Source organism: Pseudomonas anatoliensis, assembly GCF_017976235.1.
In the GTDB taxonomy this organism is placed as follows: Bacteria; Pseudomonadota; Gammaproteobacteria; order Pseudomonadales; family Pseudomonadaceae; genus Aquipseudomonas; species Aquipseudomonas anatoliensis.
In genome coordinates this window covers 260,233-277,652 of record NZ_JACVHC010000001.1, presented here as the reverse complement: position 1 = coordinate 277,652, position 17,420 = coordinate 260,233, and the positions used below count along the sequence as shown (strand labels likewise).

The 17,420-nt window shown below is 59.3% G+C and carries 14 protein-coding genes; 6 read left to right on the top strand and 8 right to left on the bottom strand.

Annotated elements, in window-relative coordinates; genetic code table 11:
• Positions 1-185: 185 nt before the first annotated feature.
• The gene (locus ICA16_RS01215; protein ID WP_210699725.1) at positions 186-1,499 is read left to right on the top strand and encodes a leucine-rich repeat-containing protein kinase family protein; all 1,314 of its coding nucleotides are present in this window, start codon (positions 186-188) and stop codon (positions 1,497-1,499) included.
• A 126-nt stretch (positions 1,500-1,625) separates the two neighbouring features.
• Here ICA16_RS01215 and ICA16_RS01210 read toward each other — a convergent pair whose 3' ends face one another.
• The gene (locus ICA16_RS01210) at positions 1,626-2,330 is read right to left on the bottom strand and encodes a YebC/PmpR family DNA-binding transcriptional regulator (protein WP_042559931.1); all 705 of its coding nucleotides are present in this window, start codon (positions 2,328-2,330) and stop codon (positions 1,626-1,628) included.
• A gap of 222 nt (positions 2,331-2,552) precedes the next feature.
• Here ICA16_RS01210 and ICA16_RS01205 point away from each other — a divergent pair, with 222 nt between their 5' ends.
• The gene (locus tag ICA16_RS01205; RefSeq protein WP_210699724.1) at positions 2,553-3,956 is read left to right on the top strand and encodes a type VI secretion system Vgr family protein; all 1,404 of its coding nucleotides are present in this window, start codon (positions 2,553-2,555) and stop codon (positions 3,954-3,956) included.
• A 126-nt stretch (positions 3,957-4,082) separates the two neighbouring features.
• On the opposite strand, the gene ICA16_RS01200 is transcribed toward ICA16_RS01205, so the two are convergent.
• Positions 4,083-5,474, bottom strand: coding sequence for an FAD-dependent oxidoreductase (locus ICA16_RS01200; RefSeq protein ID WP_210699723.1), 1,392 nt, complete (start codon positions 5,472-5,474; stop codon positions 4,083-4,085).
• A gap of 73 nt (positions 5,475-5,547) precedes the next feature.
• Complete coding sequence (locus tag ICA16_RS01195; RefSeq protein ID WP_210699722.1) at positions 5,548-6,873, bottom strand: MFS transporter; 1,326 nt, start codon at positions 6,871-6,873, stop codon at positions 5,548-5,550.
• Between the two features lie 269 nt (positions 6,874-7,142).
• On the opposite strand from ICA16_RS01195, the gene ICA16_RS01190 reads away from it, so the two are divergent.
• The gene (locus tag ICA16_RS01190) at positions 7,143-8,015 is read left to right on the top strand and encodes a LysR family transcriptional regulator (RefSeq protein ID WP_115147298.1); all 873 of its coding nucleotides are present in this window, start codon (positions 7,143-7,145) and stop codon (positions 8,013-8,015) included.
• 122 nt (positions 8,016-8,137) lie between these two features.
• Here the strand turns inward: ICA16_RS01190 and ICA16_RS01185 are convergent, their stop codons facing one another.
• Positions 8,138-8,998, bottom strand: a complete 861-nt coding sequence (locus ICA16_RS01185) for a LysR substrate-binding domain-containing protein (protein ID WP_210699721.1) — start codon at positions 8,996-8,998, stop codon at positions 8,138-8,140.
• A gap of 112 nt (positions 8,999-9,110) precedes the next feature.
• Here ICA16_RS01185 and ICA16_RS01180 point away from each other — a divergent pair, with 112 nt between their 5' ends.
• Both ICA16_RS01180 and phnX read left to right on the top strand, forming a co-directional pair.
• Positions 9,111-10,220, top strand: coding sequence for a 2-aminoethylphosphonate--pyruvate transaminase (locus tag ICA16_RS01180; RefSeq protein ID WP_210699720.1), 1,110 nt, complete (start codon positions 9,111-9,113; stop codon positions 10,218-10,220).
• 144 nt (positions 10,221-10,364) lie between these two features.
• Positions 10,365-11,192, top strand: coding sequence for a phosphonoacetaldehyde hydrolase (gene phnX, locus ICA16_RS01175; RefSeq protein WP_210553102.1), 828 nt, complete (start codon positions 10,365-10,367; stop codon positions 11,190-11,192).
• Between the two features lie 109 nt (positions 11,193-11,301).
• Here phnX and ICA16_RS01170 read toward each other — a convergent pair whose 3' ends face one another.
• Complete coding sequence (locus tag ICA16_RS01170; RefSeq protein WP_210553103.1) at positions 11,302-11,973, bottom strand: NHL repeat-containing protein; 672 nt, start codon at positions 11,971-11,973, stop codon at positions 11,302-11,304.
• Between the two features lie 325 nt (positions 11,974-12,298).
• On the opposite strand from ICA16_RS01170, the gene ICA16_RS01165 reads away from it, so the two are divergent.
• The gene (locus ICA16_RS01165) at positions 12,299-12,847 is read left to right on the top strand and encodes a cytochrome b (RefSeq protein WP_150605476.1); all 549 of its coding nucleotides are present in this window, start codon (positions 12,299-12,301) and stop codon (positions 12,845-12,847) included.
• A 293-nt stretch (positions 12,848-13,140) separates the two neighbouring features.
• Here the strand turns inward: ICA16_RS01165 and ICA16_RS01160 are convergent, their stop codons facing one another.
• The 3 genes from ICA16_RS01160 to ICA16_RS01150 all read right to left on the bottom strand — a co-directional run bounded on the left by ICA16_RS01160 (position 13,141) and on the right by ICA16_RS01150 (position 17,253).
• Complete coding sequence (locus ICA16_RS01160) at positions 13,141-14,055, bottom strand: 1-aminocyclopropane-1-carboxylate deaminase/D-cysteine desulfhydrase (RefSeq protein WP_210699719.1); 915 nt, start codon at positions 14,053-14,055, stop codon at positions 13,141-13,143.
• A 199-nt stretch (positions 14,056-14,254) separates the two neighbouring features.
• Positions 14,255-14,623 carry a hypothetical protein gene (locus tag ICA16_RS01155; RefSeq protein ID WP_210699718.1) on the bottom strand — a complete coding sequence of 123 codons (369 nt, stop codon included), beginning with the start codon at positions 14,621-14,623 and terminating at the stop codon, positions 14,255-14,257.
• Between the two features lie 590 nt (positions 14,624-15,213).
• Positions 15,214-17,253: an oxidoreductase gene (locus ICA16_RS01150; protein WP_210553104.1), complete on the bottom strand. Its 2,040-nt coding sequence runs from the start codon at positions 17,251-17,253 to the stop codon at positions 15,214-15,216.
• Positions 17,254-17,420 lie beyond the last annotated feature (167 nt).

Sequence of the window (17,420 nt, the reverse complement as noted above, 5' to 3'; positions counted from 1 at the left end):
AGCTCGCTCCCACAATTGAACGGAGCAAACCTGCAAAACACTCGTCGGCTGAAAAATAGCTATCGCCAGCAGGCTGGCTCCCACAGGGTTTTGTAGCGTTTTCAAGATCCGAGAAAATTTCAAACAACAGCTTTGCCGCTATCATGTCGCCCATTCCCAGCGACCCCCTTATTGCGAATTCCCATATGCACACCCTTGCTCAATTGCGCGCCGGCGAATTGTCGGGCATCACGCGGCTGGACCTGTCCTGCGGCCTGACCGAGTTCCCGGCAGAAATCTTCGATCTGGCCGACACCCTGGAAGTCCTCAATCTCAGCGGCAACGCCTTGAGCTGCCTGCCGGATGACCTGCATCGCCTGACTCGATTGCGCGTGCTGTTCTGCTCCGACAACCAGTTCACCGCACTGCCCGCCTGCCTTGGCCAATGCGCGGCGCTGACGATGATCGGCTTCAAGGCCAACCGCATCGCCGACGTACCTGGCGCTGCCCTGCCACCGCTGCTGCGCTGGCTGATCCTGACGGACAACTGCATCGAAACACTGCCGAGCGAACTGGGTGAACGTCCACACCTGCAAAAACTCATGCTGGCGGGCAATCGCCTGCAATCGTTGCCGTCTTCGCTGAGTCATTGCCACCGGCTGGAACTGCTGCGCATCGCCGCCAACCAGTTGACCGAGTTGCCACACTGGCTACTGACGTTGCCGAGCCTGACGTGGCTGGCCTACGCCGGCAATCCGCTGGAAACCGAAGCCGACGCCGCGGCGCTTGAAGCCACGCCACAGATCGACTGGTCGGCGCTGCGTCTGGAGCAACAACTGGGCGAAGGCGCCTCCGGGGTGATTTCCCGGGCGATCTGGCAACGCGCCGATGGTGCGGTGACGCCGGTTGCAGTGAAGCTGTACAAAGGCGAAATGACCAGCGATGGCTCACCACTGCACGAAATGAACGCCTGCATCACGGCCGGGCTGCACCAGAATCTGATTCGAATTGAAGGTCGCATCCACGGCCATCCCGACGGCCAGCAAGGTTTGGTCATGCAACTGATCGATCCGAGCTTTGCCAACCTGGCTGGATTGCCGAGCCTGGCGTCCTGCTCGCGGGATGTCTACGCCGAGGATTGCCGCTTCAGCGCACAGGTTGCACTGCGCATTGCCATGGGCGTTGCGTCGGCGGCTGAGCATCTGCATCAGCAAGGCATCACCCATGGCGATCTCTATGGACACAACATTCTGTTGAACGATCAGGGTGACTGTTTACTCGGGGATTTCGGCGCAGCGTCGTTTCATGCCACCACTGACAGCATGGAAACGCGCGCGCTGCAGCGCATTGAAGTACGGGCGTTCGGGGTCTTGCTGGGGGAATTGCTGGCGCGGATCGACTCGGGACTGAGTGATGAGCGACGTCAGGTGCTTGAAGCGCTGGAGCGGCGGTGCTGTCAGCCCGATGTGCTGGCGCGGCCGGGGTTCAGTGAAGTGATTGAGGTATTGCAAAAGCCGTGACCGCGGCGCGATCAATCGCGGGCAAGCCCGCTCCCACAGGGTTTGCGGCGATCACGGAATTTGTGCACGACGCCATACCTGTGGGAGCGGGCTTGCCCGCGATGGCGGCTCTACTGAATAAACAGATCAGCCAGCCAGACCGACGAACATATCCTGCACGTCATCATGGTTGTCGAGGCCTTCGAGGAACGCTTCAACCTCAGCCATCTGCTCATCGCTCAAACCGCTGACCGGGTTTTTCGGCTGGTAGCCAAGCTTGGCCGACAGCACGGTGAAGCCTTGTTCCGGCAGGGCTTTCTGCACCGCGTCGAGGTCGGTCGGATCGGTGATGAACAGGGTCGCGCCCTCTTCACCCGGCTCGAAATCCTGGGCACCGGCTTCGATGGCGGCCATTTCCGGATCGGCGTCCGGAGTGTCTGCCGATGCTTCGATCATGCCGACGTGGTTGAAGTCCCAGGCCACCGAACCGGAAGCGCCCAATTGGCCCTTGCGGAATGCCACGCGGATTTCCGCCACGGTGCGGTTGATGTTGTCGGTGACGCACTCGACAATCAACGGCACCTGGTGCGGGGCGAAACCTTCGTAGGTCACGCGGTGGTATTGCACGGTTTCGCCCAGCAGGCCCGCGCCTTTCTTGATTGCGCGGTCGAGGGTTTCTTTCGGCATCGAGGCTTTCTTGGCCTGTTCGACCACCAGACGCAGGTGCGCGTTGGTCGCGGTATCGGCACCGTTGCGCGCAGCAATGGTGATTTCTTTCACCAGTTTGCCGAAGATCTTGCCCTTGGCATTGGATGCCGCTTCTTTGTGTTTAACCTTCCACTGTGCGCCCATTACTCACTCTCTTGATCTGTGGCGCCGAGACATCTATTGGCCGACGCGTGGCGCCAAGTTTATACGGCCTAAAGTCGGCAATCGACCAAAAAAAATCCAATGTGGAATCGACATCTTCACCAGAGCTTGTAGGGCGATTCTGAAAACACCCTTTGACATGACCATTCCGCGCCGCGGTTTCGTACCCTCTGAGGCCCGTATTGCCTGACAGAGCCTGTTCGAATGCTCAATGACAAGGAAAGTCCGTTTACCCTCACCCTGACCGACAGTGGGTTATGCCTGCCGGTGGTGCGTTTCAATGGCGAGGAAGCGCTCAACCAACCCTACCGTTTCGACATCGAACTGATCGGCCTGGCCCCCGCCGTGACGCCGGGCACGCTGGTGCAGCAACCGGTATTTCTGCGTCTGGACGACCATCACGGCATTCACGGCATGATCGACAGTGCCAGCTGCGAACATCGCGGGGCGCACCGCATCGGCTATCGACTGATCGTGGTGCCGGCGCTGCAACGGATGGCGCAGCAGTGTAAACGGAGGGTGTTCGTACAACTGAGCGTGCCGCAGATTCTTCAACAGTTGCTCGCTGAAAACGCCCTGCCGGCCGACAGCTACCGAATTGAAATGACCGTGGGTCAGTATCCGGCGCGGCCGTTCTGCGTGCAGTTCGAGGAAAGCGATCTGGCGCTGCTGCACAGGCTTTGCGAAGAAGAAGGCATTCACTATCACTTCGAGCACAGCACGGAGGGGCACGTCGTCGTGTTCGCCGATGACAGCCTGAGTCTGCCGCAAGAACCGGCATTGGTGCCGTTTATGGAGGATGAGCAAGCGTCCTCGCCCTGTGTCCGTTCGCTGTACCAGCACCACCACGCCGCGCCCATCCCCACTCTGCACGCCGTGCGCAATCGAGGGCTCCAGACGGCCGATGGGGATGCGGCCAATCAGCCACCGTCAAAACCGTCGCTGCCGGTGCCTTCGCCGCAGCAACGCCACAGTGAACAACGCAGTCGTCGCCATCTGGAACGACAACGTTGCCAACACCGCTCAATCAATGGCCGCAGTGACTGCGTCGGTTTGCTCAGCGGGCACTTGTTGCAAGTGACGGAACATCCCATCAGCCAGTTCAACGAACAATGGCGGATCACCACCCTGCGCCATCACGGGCAACACCCGTCGATTCTCGACCCGGCACCGACGGTGCACCGTTACTACAACGATTTCACTGCCCAACCGTGGTCAACCGACTTTCGCCCGCCACTGCAGCAACCGCGCCCGAGCATTGCGGGCTATCACCTGGCGCAAGTGCTGGGAACACCGGGGCAAGCTGCGCGGCTCGACGCGCAAGGGCGGATTGCCGTCAGGCTGTGGCCATCACAATCGCAATCGCCACCAGTCGCCGACACCGACGCCATCTGGCTACCCATCGCCATGACCCGGGCCAACGGCCGAATCGCACCTTATGATTTGCCCAGCGTCGGCAGTGAAGTGTGGGTGAGTTTTCTCGACAGCGATCCAGACCGGCCGATCCTGTGCCTGGGCACCACCCGCAACCCCACACCCCGCGAAACACCGTCCGCGACTGACAGCAGTCTGTTGCTCGACTGGTTGCTCAACGGTACCCACCTGTGACCTGAACCTCTGTAGGAGCTGCCGAAGGCTGCGATCTTTTGATCTTGCTTTTAAAAACCAAAATCAAAAGATCGCAGCCTTCGGCAGCTCCTACAGGGGTTGGAGTGTTTTGCAGTTATTCGGTTGTCAGCCCTTGTCAGCCTTGCCCGCCGCCGCGGCGAATTTCGCCAGGCGTACGTCCAGATGCCGGGGACGGTGACCATGGTCTTCGGCGCGTTCCTTGCGGCGGATGGCGTTACGCACCATCAACGATCCCAGGTAGCGGATTGGCTCCGGCGGAAAATACCCCAGCGGCCCGTTGACCAGCGGCGAGCGCGTCCATGGGTTATCCAGCCCCTGCACCAGCGACGCAAGTATCTGCCCGCCCATGTGACACGGGCCAACGCCGCTGCCGGAATAACCGAAACCGTAAAACACATTGCCGCTGCTGCTCATCTGACCGAAGAACGGCAAACCGGTGACCGAGCGATCCGACGGGCCGTTCCAGGTCGCGTCGACTTTCACATCAGCAAACGCCGGGAAAAAATCGTCAAGGCTGCGCTTGAGCAGGCCCGCGTAAGGCGACGGCTGATCGAACACCGGCAACATCCGCCCGCCAAAGGCGAAGGTGTTGCCGCCCTTGCCGAGCATGATCCGGCCGTCCGGGGTGTTGTGGTAGTAGTGCACGAAAATCCGCGAATCGAGCACGGTGACGCCGCTGGTCAAGCCGATTTCCTGCAACAGATCCGGACGCGGTTCGGTGATCAGCATGTCGCTGGAAACAATCGCCACACTGCGTTCGAATTGCGGGAAGGCGCGGGCCATCCACGCGTTCATCGCCAACACCACGCGGTCTGCCTGCACATTGCTGTTGGCCGTGCGAATGCGTGCTGGACGGCCCTCCTCCAAACCGGTCATTGCCGTGTTTTCGTGAATTTTCACGCCCAACTCCAGTGCTACACGGCGCAACCCGCGCACCAGTTTGCCGGGTTGCACACTGGCTGCTGCCGGAGAAAACCAGCCCTCCAGATGCTTGCTGGAACCGGCCATGCGCTGCACATCAGCCACCGGACGCTGAGTGAACGAGTTGATCCCGTTGCGCTCAAGCGCAGCGATTACCGCGTCAGTCGAACCGACCTGCGCACGGTTGGTCGCGGTATAGAGCGTGCCATCGAGCCGGTAGTCGGCATTGACGCCGTACTGCTCGCAGAACTCGCCGATCGCATGAATGCTGCGTTCGGATTCCTTGACCAGACGCACCGCTTCCTCGACGCCGAACAGGCGTTCCAGGGTGAAGTATTTGGCCGACCACGACAGCGCACACCCGCCGTTACGCCCACTGGCGCCAGCGCCGCAGATGTCGGCTTCGATCAGCAGCACATCGAGTTCGGGGTTTTGTTGCTTGAGCATGATCGCCGTCCACAACCCGGTGTAACCACCGCCGACGATGCACACGTCGGTGCGCACCTCGCCCTGCAGCGGCGGGCAGGTTTCGGAGGTGTCGGCCTGCAGGGCCTGCTCCAGCCAGAACGGTCTCATGGGGTTTCTCCAGTCAGTTGGCCACGGCACAGCCTGCCGCGAACACCGCAGCAGGCCGCGAGGCAAAGGGTTTTCAGTTACGTAGAGGTTTGATCGTCAAGGGGCAGTTGGGGATGGACGCGCGCGGTTCCATGAACCCGACCGGACGGCTGTTCCAGTGCGGAATCAACACCAGCGCCGAAAACAGTGCGCAACCGGCGAAGACGATGAACACTGTCACCGTGTCGAAGTAGCCCGGCAGCAAGCCGCCAAGCACGGCGCCGACCGAGCCGCAGCCGTTGACGAATCCGGCAGCGGTGGCCCCGGCCTTGGCTTTGCCGAAATCGATGGCGGCCGCGCCGCTGATCATCGAGTCGGGTCCGTACAGGGTCAGGCCCATGACAAACAGCAATGCGACCACGATCAAAACACTGCCCGTTTGCAAGGCAGCCATGAACAACGCCAGCGTCACGGTCAGCGCCAGCAGACTGATCACACAGGCTGGCATGCGCCGAGCGCCGAACAATTTGTCCGAAGCCAGCCCGATCAGGATCGGCCCGAGCAACCCGGCCAGCTCGAACGAAGTGGGGATGATCGCAGCACCGACCTTGCCGACGCTGGGCATCTGTTCAAAGACGATCACCGGGCCCCACAGCAGAATCGCGTAACGCGCCGGTTTCAACATGAAATACGCCAGGCCCAGTACCAGCACCGTGCGATTACGCAGAATTTCCTTCAACGGCTCCCAAACGCTGAGCTTGCTGTTGGCTTCGGTCTCTTCGGCGCTTAACACAGGCTCCGGTTCCACCGCCGGCAGGCCGACATCTTCCGGTTTGTCGCGCTGGAAGATAAAGAACAACACCGCCACCACCGCCACCACTGCGGCACTGGAAAAAAACGCCGCGTGCCAACTGCCGATCAGCGTGTAGGCCCACCAACCGGCGAACGGTGACGCCACCAGCCCACCAAATGCGTAGCACGAACTCCACAAACCGAGCACTCGCCCGCGCTGTTTGGACGGGAAGAAACTGCCGAGGTTTTTACACAATCCCGACCAGCCCGTGGACTGCGCCAATCCTTGAATCAACATACAAGTGGCGAAGATCGGCAGCGTGGCGAAACTGCCCATCACCAGCGCCGCCGCCGCAGAAATCAACAAGCCTCCGAACACCACAACCCTTGGGCCGAAGCGGTCAGCGAGCATGCCCCAGGTGAATTGGCCGATGGCGTAGGCCGCCAGATAGATGGCATCGAGGTTGGCCATGGTCATTTTGTCGAGCATGAAATTCGGGTCTTCGCCGATGCCCAGTTTGGCCACCGAAAACGCTTTGCGAGTGAAATAGAAAGCGGCGTACGCAAGCCAGGTAATCGCAAAAATCTGCATGCGCCAACGCGCAATGGTGCCGATGTGCTTGTTCATGTGGTTCTGACCTCAGGGTGTGAGTGTGCCGGCAGAATCGTTAAGTAAACGCCTGTGTTTTTTATTGTTGAGCACTGCGATATCACCCCATCCCTTATGGCGATACCGGTCAGATGAGTCCTGCTGTTGCACGCACAGGCTCATGGCCAGCGCCGCTGTTCGATCGAGCAGTCGGCGCTGGCGTGAGCCGATCAAAGCAATTACTGTTTAATAAATAAAATCGATTTATCGTATTTCACACATAAGCTCAGCTTTTAACTGGAGCCGCCATGTCAATTTCCCACGCCCAACTCAAAGCGTTCCACGCCGTGGCCGTGCATGGAAGCTTCACCAAAGCCGCTCAGCGCCTTTTCCTCACGCAACCGGCGATTTCCGACCAGGTGCGCAAACTCGAAGAACGCTTTGGCGTTTTGCTGTTTCATCGCAATAAACGTTCGGTCCGCCTGACCGATCTGGGCGAACGCTTGCTGGCGATCACCCAGCGCCTGTTCGTCATTGAAGCTGAGGCACAGGAGTTATTGCAGGAATCCCAGGCCTTGCAGACCGGCAGCCTGATTCTGGCGGTGGACGCGCCGGTGCATGTGCTGCCGCAGATCGCGCGGTTCTGCGAGCGCTTTCCAGGCATCAACGTGAAAATCGAGACGGGTAACACCGATGAGTCATTGTTTCGCCTGTTCAACTATCAGGCCGATCTGGCGTTGCTGGGCCGTGATGTCAGCGATGAACGCTTGCTGTGCGTGCCGCTGCGCAACGATCCGATGGTGGCGTTTGTTTCGCGCAATCACCCGTGGGCCGAGCGCGAGTCGATCTGCCTGGCGGACCTGGATGACACGCCGCTGGTATTGCGCGAACACGGTTCGGTGACCCGGCAAACGCTGGAGGAGGAAATGGCTCGGGCCGGGTTTCGCATTCGCCCGGCGATTCAGGTCGAAGGCCGGGAAGCGGCGCGCGAGGCAGTGGTGGTGGGGATTGGTGTGGGGGTGGTTTCGGCGGCTGAGTTTGGCGCCGACTCACGGGTTTGCGCCTTGCCAATCACTGACTGCACCCGACGCTTGACCGAGACCTTGGTGTGCTTGCGCGAACAGAGTTCGCGGCGGGTGGTGGCGACGTTTCTGGATATGGTTCGCGAAAGCCTGGTGTAACCAGTGCTGGCCCCATCGCTGGCAAGCCAGCTCCCACAGGGGTTTCAGCCGTTAACAAATTGTGTGTACACCAGAGAAACCTGTGGGAGCTGGCTTGCCAGCGATGAGGGCGCCACGGTTTATCAGGCCGGCGCCAATCCAAAAAACGCCTGAATCAAACGCAACTCCCGCCGCCGCTCCATGCAACCGATCATGTGCCGATTGACCAACCCCTCCCCGACAATCGGAATTGCCACCACCCGTGGGTCGTGGCTGACTTCCACCGATGACACCACGCCAACGCCCAACTGCGCGGCGACCGCCTCGGTCACCGCCTCACGACTGTCCAGCTCCAGCAACACGCGCGGATTAATCGACGCCTGCGTGCAGGCCAGATCAAATGTGCGCCGGGTAATCGAACTCGGCTCGCGCAGCACCATGATCACCTGATCAAGTTCCTTGAGTTTCACCTCGGCGGCACGCGCAGCCCACGGATGCCCCTCTGGCACCAACGCGCAAATCCGCGATTCGCTCAGTGCTTGCAGATGCAGCCCCTTGCGTGGCTCGACTTCGGTCAGCACCGCGACGTCGGCGTGTTCCGACAATAACGCCGCCAGCGTTTCCTGGGCATTGCCCAAACGCAGATTCACGGTGATCCCCGGATAGCGCGCACGCAAACTGGCCAGCATCGGCATCACCATGTGCGGGCCGTCCGCCGCCACTTCCAGCCGCCCGGTCAGCAACTGGCGGTTGGCCTCCAGCATGGTTTGCGCTTCTTCCGCCAAACCGAACATTGCGCGAGTGATCGCCGCCAGTTTGGTGCCTTCCTCAGTCAGTTCCACCCGTCGCGCAGTGCGTCGCAACAAAGTGATCTGGTAGTGCTCCTCCAGCGCTTTGATGTGCCCGGTCACTGCCGGCTGGCTGATGAATAACCGTGCGGCGGCTCGGGTAAAGCTGCCCTCGCGCGCCACGGCATCGAAAGCGCGCAGCTGAAACAGGTTCATGAATAACTCTCACTGATGGCTGGCATAACAACAAACAATTTGATTGATGCAACGGCAAATTGCAACTTAGGCCCCGTAGCTTCATCCCACAGCGCTATCCGAGGACACACGAATGAGTATCGCCGAACCCATCCTGCTCACTCCCGGCCCGTTGACCACTTCGGCCCGTACCCGCCAGGCGATGATGGTCGACTGGGGGTCATGGGATGACCGCTTCAATCAACTGACCGCCAGTCTCTGCGAGCAATTACTGGCGATTCTCAACGGCGCCGCGACCCACCACTGCGTGCCATTGCAAGGCAGCGGCACCTTCGCGGTCGAAGCGGCGATCGGCACGCTGGTGCCACGCGACGGCAAAATACTGGTGCTGATAAACGGCGCCTACGGCAAGCGACTGGCAAAAATCTGCGAAGTGCTCGGCCGCTCGTTCAGCACTTTCGAAACCGCTGAAGACGAACCGACCACCGCCGCCGACGTCGACCGTCTGTTGCGCGCCGACAGCGACATCACTCACGTCGCGCTGATCCACTGCGAAACCAGCACCGGCATTCTTAATCCGCTGGCGGAAATCGCTCACGTCGTCGAGCAACACGGCAAGCGCCTGATCATCGACGCCATGAGTTCCTTCGGCGCGCTGCCGGTGGATGCGCAGCAAGTGCCATTCGACGCGCTGATCGCCGCGTCCGGCAAGTGCCTGGAAGGCGTGCCGGGGATGGGTTTCGTCTTCGCACGCAAAGAGTCGCTGGCAGCCGCCGCCGGCAACTCGCACTCGCTGGCGATGGACCTGTTCGACCAGCACACCTACATGATGAAGACCGGGCAATGGCGCTTCACCCCGCCGACCCATGTGGTCGCGGCGCTGCACGAAGCCCTGCTGCAATACAACGAAGAAGGTGGCCTGACGGCGCGGCATGCGCGCTACGCCGCCAACTGCCAGGCGCTGATGGAAGAGATGGGCAAACTCGGTTTGCGCAGCTTTCTGCCAGCAGCGATTCAGGCACCGATCATCGCGACGTTCCACGCGCCGAATGACCCGCGTTATCAGTTCAAGGACTTCTACGAACGGGTCAAGGCCAAGGGCTACATCCTCTATCCCGGCAAACTGACTCAGGTCGAAACCTTCCGCGTCGGCTGCATCGGTCATGTCAGCCCGGACCAAATGCGCGAAGCGGTCGCAGCGGTGGGCGAAGTGCTGCGCGAGATGGAAGTCCTCGAAATCTGAACCCGCCACGAATCCCCTGTAGGAGTGAGCCTGCTCGCGATGAGGCCCTGCCAGCCAGCACAGATGCTGAATGAATAACCACCATCGCGAGCAGGCTCACTCCTACATTTTGAATTGCATTGCCAACACAGGATTTTCAACATCATGAACTACACCAACCCAACCAAGCTGCAAGCCGCCATCCTCGACTGGGCCGGCACCGTGGTCGACTTCGGTTCCTTCGCGCCGACGCAGATCTTCGTCGAAGCCTTCGCCGAATTCGACGTTCAGGTTTCCATCGAAGAAGCTCGCGGCCCGATGGGCATGGGCAAGTGGGATCACATCCGCACCCTGTGCGATCAGCCGCAGGTGGCCGAGCGTTACCGCAAAGCGTTCGGCCGCACGCCGACCGACGATGACGTTACCGCCATCTACGAGCGCTTCATGCCGCTGCAAATCGAGAAAATCGCTGAACACTCGGCGCTGATTCCCGGTGCCCTGGACACCATCGCCAACCTGCGCCAGCAAGGCATCAAGATCGGCTCCTGCTCCGGCTACCCGAAACAGGTGATGGATAAAGTCGTCGAACTGGCCGCCACCAACGGCTACATCGCCGACCACGTGGTCGCCACCGACGAAGTGCCGAACGGCCGCCCTTGGCCAGCACAGGCATTGGCCAACGTCATCGCACTGGGCATCGACGACGTCGGCGCCTGCGTGAAGATCGACGATACCGTGCCGGGCATCCTTGAAGGTCGCCGGGCCGGCATGTGGACCGTGGCGCTGATCTGCTCGGGCAACGCGCTGGGCCTGGACTACGAGGGTTTCCGTGCCTTGGGCAGCGATGAACTGGCCAGCGAACGCGAGCGCATCCACGCCCTGTTCGCAGGATCGCGCCCACACTACATGATCGACACCATCAGCGATCTACCGGAAGTTATTGCCGACATCAACAAGCGTCTGGCCAACGGTGAAATGCCGCAATCCTGCTAACTTTCAATAAAAAAACACCGCCGACTGGAAAGCCAGTCGGCGGTGTTTCTGTTTTTACTGATTGAGAGATGGACAAATATTCGCCCACACAAGTTAGACAACCGCAAACTTATCCGGCAATAAGATTACCTTGCGCATCGTAGGCGAGGCCGTCTGGATATCGGGTACTGCCGTCAGGAAGTTGCTCCGTTCCATCTTCCCAAACTATGCGCCCATCAGGGTATTGGATCGTATTATCCGACCAGATAATCCGGCCATCGGGAAACTCGACACGACCGTCCTGATGATGAATAACGCCATCCGGGCCCTTGAGAGAGTTTTTACCCGCATCGATCAGACTGCCATCCGGAAGGGACGTAGAGCCATCGGTATTGAGGATTCCACCCAGACTGATAATAAGTGTCGCCAGAGCAACCGGATCAATATTGAAGTTGATGGTCGGCCACGGCATGGGTGGCCTTTTCATTGCAACAGGTCGGCCAGTACCGTTGGGAGTTTTAGGTTTGGGTGGCGAAACGGGCCTGGCTGGTAAAACGGGCTTGACCGGTGGTTTAACTGGCAAAACAGACTTAACCGGTTTTACGATGGGTTTGACGGGAGGCTTGACTGGTAAAACAGGCTTGATGGGGGGCTTCACCGGCAATACAGGTTTGGACGACACCGGTCTGACGACTGGTTTTGGCTTGAGAACAGGTCGTTTGCCCATAGCCTTTTTAACAACATAAGCATTTTTATTTTTATTAGAGAACATAAATAATCCAATTAAAAAATTAAACAACATTAATACCCCCAAGCCACTAGTTGTGGCCGAGGACTTACCCACACACTAAACAGCACAACACAACCCGGCAACCCAAAGTCAAATACAGAATATAAACAACAAGCCGTTACACCAATATTAATTATTCAAAGCCACACTACAAAAACAATTAACACACCTTTAATACAGTCACTCCACGCAACGTCATTGAATACTTTCAGGTCGCGCCAACGCGTTAAAAAAAGTTCGACCATTCAGAGCAAAAACACGCCATCGGGTTTACAGTTAACGCATGCCGTCGTCCAAGAACGGCACGTCTTAACCCTGATCTGTGAGGAAACACCGGATGCCGTGGACAAGTTCCGAATCTCGCTACAGCACCGTGTCGGTCGTGCTGCATTGGCTGATGCTGGTGTTGTTGATATTGGTGTACGCCAGCATGGAATTGCGCGGCTTCTTCCCCAAAGGCAGCGGCGGACGCACGCTCATTCGTGAAGTGCATTACATGCTCGGTCTGACCGTGTTCGTGCTGGTGTGGTTTCGACTACTGGCCCGAAGCGTCGGCGCGGCACCGAAAATCTTCCCGGCCTCGCCCCAGTGGCAAACGCTGTTGGCGCGGCTGATGCACTGGGCCCTGTACCTGTTCATGATCAGCATGCCGATTCTCGGCTGGTTGATCACCAGTGCCGAGGGGCATCAGGTGATGTTCTATGGCTTCGATCTGCCGCTGTTGGTGGGTGAAGACAAAGCCTTCGCCAAGCAGGTGGAGTATTGGCATGTGTTGATCAGCACCGTCGGTTACTGGCTCATCGGGCTGCATGCGCTGGCGGGGCTTTATCACCACTATGTGGTGAAGGACAACACGCTGTTGCGGATGATGCCCAAGCGCGGGTGATCCCGTCTCAGGCACTGCAAGAACCCTGTGGCGAGGGGATTTATCCCCGTTGGGCTGCGAAGCAGACCCAAAACCTCAAGACGCGCTGAATCAGGTTTAACTCAGTTGCAGATATGGGGGGCTGCTTCGCAGCCCATCGGGGATAAATCCCCTCGCCACAAATAAGTCCCTTGGTCCCAGTAGATCTCCATTCCACATTAAATCCCCTGGCCACAGTAGATATCCATTCCGCACTTAATCTCCTGGCCACAGAAAAACTCCTTGGCCTCAGGTAGATCCCCTGCCACAAAAGCTCAGCTCCCTACAGAATGAGTGTTGAACCCCCGCCGCCCTTGCAATCCGCCTGTATGCACGAAAATCAAGCGCGTGCCGGCGGCGAATTTACCCGCCTCGACCTGCTGCTTGAGCGCCAGCAAGGCCTTGCCGGTGTACAGCGGCTCCAACGGTACGCCGCAGTCCAGCTCGGTCTGTGCAATGAACGCCAGCAATGCCGAATCAACCTTGGCAAAGCCGCCGCGACTGGCATCGATCAGCTCATAGTCAGCCCAGCCGGATCCCTGCAGGATCGACTCCACTTGCGCCGCCACGCCGTGATCCTCAGGCACCGCCAACGCGCCGTAAAGCGGATGTGCCCCCGCCTCGGCGAGTACCAGCCCGGCCAAGGTCGTCCCGGTCCCGCAGGCCAGCCACCAACCGTGATAATCGCGCCAACCCAAACGGCTCAATTGCGCATCGACCTGCGTTTTGATCGCGGCACAACCCAGCGCCCCGACTAATCCGCCACCGCCCTCCGGCACCGCATACAAATTTGGATACTGCGCTCGCCACGGCTCCCAGAACCCCGGTTCATGTCGCGCCCTATAACCGCCGTAACCCAGCCAATGCAGGTGCATGCCGTACGCTTGCAGATCGACGACGGTTGGCGTTTCCTGCGGATGACCGCGCAGCAGCCCGACCGTTTGAAACCCCAGACGCTTCCCCGCCGCCGCCAGCGCATGCAAATGATTGGAGTGCGCGCCGCCGAGACTGATGATGCCTTCGGCACCGTTGCGATCGGCGGCTTTCAGATGTTCAACGAGTTTGAACCACTTGTTGCCGCTGATCAGCGGGTCGATTTGATCGAGGCGTAAAATGGCGACCTCGACGCAGGCAGCGGTGAGCCAGTCGAGTTGCAGGAGTTCAAGAGGAGCTTGCGCAGGCAAAAACATAAGCACCGCATGACCTGAAAAAGATCACAGTCTACCAGCCACCGAAATCCCTGTAGGAGCTGCCGCAGGCTGCGATCTTTTGATCTTGTTCTTGAAAAACGAAGATCAAAAGATCGCAGCCTGCGGCAGCTCCTACAGGGGGTTTGTTCGTGTTCGTAACCGCAATCAGTTGATCAGAGTTCCGGTTGCGCGGCCATGATCAGGCGGAAACCAGATCACCCTGCACGTTGTAGCGCAGACCGTCCGAATACTTGATCGCCCCGTCTGCCAGTTGCTCGATACCATCAGCCCAGACAATACGTCCATCGGGATATTCGACTGTGTTATCCGGCCAGACGATGCGCCCATCCGGATGCCCCACCCTGCCGTCGACGTACTGAACAATGCCGTCCGGGCGCATCACCGCGGTCTGCTGCGCATTGACCAGACTGTTATCGATCAGCCAGACGGAGCCATCGGGATAGGTGTGGGAGGTAAAGTTTTCAAGCAGTTTCTTCAGCGCCAACGGGTCATCGTTGATGTTCAGCGGTGGCCAGTCTTTGGTTGCCCATGTACCCGGTGGACACACTATGAGTCCTGGCAATACCGGGCCATTGCCGCTCCCACCGGGAACTTTGATAAGCGGCTTGGGTGGCCGCGGTGAAATGATTCGGGCCTTGGGCTCACCCCTGACCGGAGGCTTGGTCCGTATCCCGGGAGCATTCGGGGCGGGAGGCTTGGCCCTAACCCCGGGAACATTCGGGGCGGGAACAGGTGACTTGGCCATGGCCTTGCGGACGACGTTGACGTTTTTGAGCGTATGGATAGCCATTTATAAATCCTTTTATTCAGGCATGTAATTGATTGGGCCACTGAGCATTGATAGACCTCCAGTACTCACGGCACACCCACCATAGCCATCGGCTCCATACCGCTCAATTGTTTAGCCAATACTGAATATGAACAATATCTGCTTACCATTCTGCTGATTCAGATCGCGGACAATCTGCTAGCGAATGGGACTTATCGACTTTTCATACATACCTGCCAGGCAAAAAAATCCCCTGTAGAAGCTGCCGAAGGCTGCGATCTTTTGATCTTGTTCTTGAAAAACGAAGATCAAAAGATCGCAGCCTTCGGCAGCTCCTACAGGGGTTATCCGTTACCGGTGGCCGTTGATCAGAGTTCAGCTGCCAGACGCGATCCCTGATTGATCGCACGCTTGGCATCCAGCTCCGCCGCCACATCAGCACCGCCGATCAGGTGCACGTTCTGCCCGGCCGCCACCAGGCCATCGTGCAGCTCACGCAGAGGGTCCTGCCCCGCGCAGATCACGATGTTGTCCACCGCCAGCAACTGCGGCTCGCCGGTTTCGCCGATGCGGATGTGCAGGCCTTCGTCGTCGATGCTCAGGTATTCAACACTGTTGAGCATTTGCACCTGCTTGTTCTTCAGCCCGGTACGGTGAATCCAGCCAGTGGTTTTGCCCAAGCCATCGCCAACCTTGGTTTTCTTGCGCTGCAACAGGAACACTTCGCGAGCCGGCGCGTGCGGCGCAGGTTTGATCCCGGCCACGCCGCCACGCGCTTCGAGGTGGGCGTCGATGCCCCACTCCTTCCAGAACGCCGCGCGATCCTGACTGGTGGCAATGCCTTCGTGAACGAGGAATTCCGAGACGTCGAAACCGATGCCACCCGCGCCAATCACCGCCACGCGTTTGCCGACCGGTTTGCGCTCGAGGATCACGTCGAGATAGCTCAGCACCTTGGCATTTTCAACGCCCGGAATCGCCGGAGTGCGCGGCGCAATACCCGTGGCGAGGATGATTTCGTCGTATCCGCCATCAACCAGTTTCGCGACGTCGACGCGAGTGTTCAGGCACACCTCGACGTTAGTCGTTTGCAGCTTGCGCTTGAAGTAGCGCAGGGTCTCGAAAAACTCTTCTTTGCCCGGCACACGCTTGGCGATGTTGAACTGGCCACCAATTTCGCTGGCGGAATCGAACAACGTTACCTGATGGCCACGCTCGGCAGCGACGGTTGCGGCGGACAACCCCGCAGGGCCGGCACCGACCACGGCGATTTTCTTGATCTGTTGCACCGGCAGATAGTTGAGCTCGGTTTCGTGGCAGGCACGCGGGTTGACCAGGCAACTGGTGAGTTTGCCGCCGAAGGTGTGGTCGAGGCAGGCCTGGTTGCAGCCGATGCAGGTGTTGATCTCGTCAGCACGACCTTCGGCAGCCTTGTTGACGAAGTCCGGATCGGCAAGAAACGGCCGCGCCATCGAGACCATGTCGGCATCGCCTTCGGCGAGAATCTGCTCGGCGATTTCCGGGGTGTTGATGCGGTTGGTGGTGATCAGCGGAATGCTCACCGAGCCGCGCAGCTTGGCCGTGACCTTGCTGAATGCCGCACGCGGCACCTTGGTGGCGATGGTCGGAATACGCGCTTCGTGCCAGCCGATGCCGGTGTTGATGATGGTCGCACCAGCCTGCTCGATGGCTTTAGCGAGGATGACGATCTCGTCCCAGGTGCTGCCGCCTTCGACCAGATCAAGCATCGACAGACGGAAGATGATGATGAAGTTCGGGCCGACCGCCTCACGGACGCGGCGTACGATTTCCACTGGCAGACGCATACGGTTTTCGTAGCTGCCGCCCCAACGGTCGGTGCGATGGTTAGTGTGCGCGGCGAGGAACTGGTTAATGAAATAACCTTCCGAACCCATGATTTCCACGCCGTCGTACTCGGCGGTTTGCGCCAGCACCGAACAGGTGACGAAATCGCTGATCTGCTTCTCGATGCCTTCCTCGTCCAGCTCTTTTGGCTTGAACGGGTTGATCGGCGCCTGAATCGCGCTCGGCGCGACCTGTTTAGGGCTGTAGGCATAGCGGCCGGCGTGGAGGATCTGCATGCAGATCTTGCCGCCCGCCTCGTGCACCGCGCGGGTGACGATACGGTGCTTGAGCGCTTCCTCTTCGGTGGTCAGTTTGGCTGCACCGGAATACACACCGCCCTCGTCGTTCGGGCCGATCCCGCCAGTCACCATCAGGCCGACACCGCCACGGGCGCGTTCGGCAAAGTACGCGGCCATGCGCTCAAAGCCACCCGGTTTTTCTTCAAGGCCGGTGTGCATCGAGCCCATCAGGGTGCGGTTGCGCAGCGTGGTGAATCCCAGGTCCAGCGGGGCCAACAGGTGCGGGTAATGAGCGGTGGTCATCGGTAACTCCACAACGAGCAATCACGGAAAAAGTGCGGGAGCTCTGCGTCCCCCGTCATTCATGTTCGACAGACTAAGAGTCGCATCGCTGTCACTCAATGACCGTAACTGACAAGTTAATGATCTAAATGCGCAGCGCCCCTTGGCAAGCCAGACCATGCGCCCTA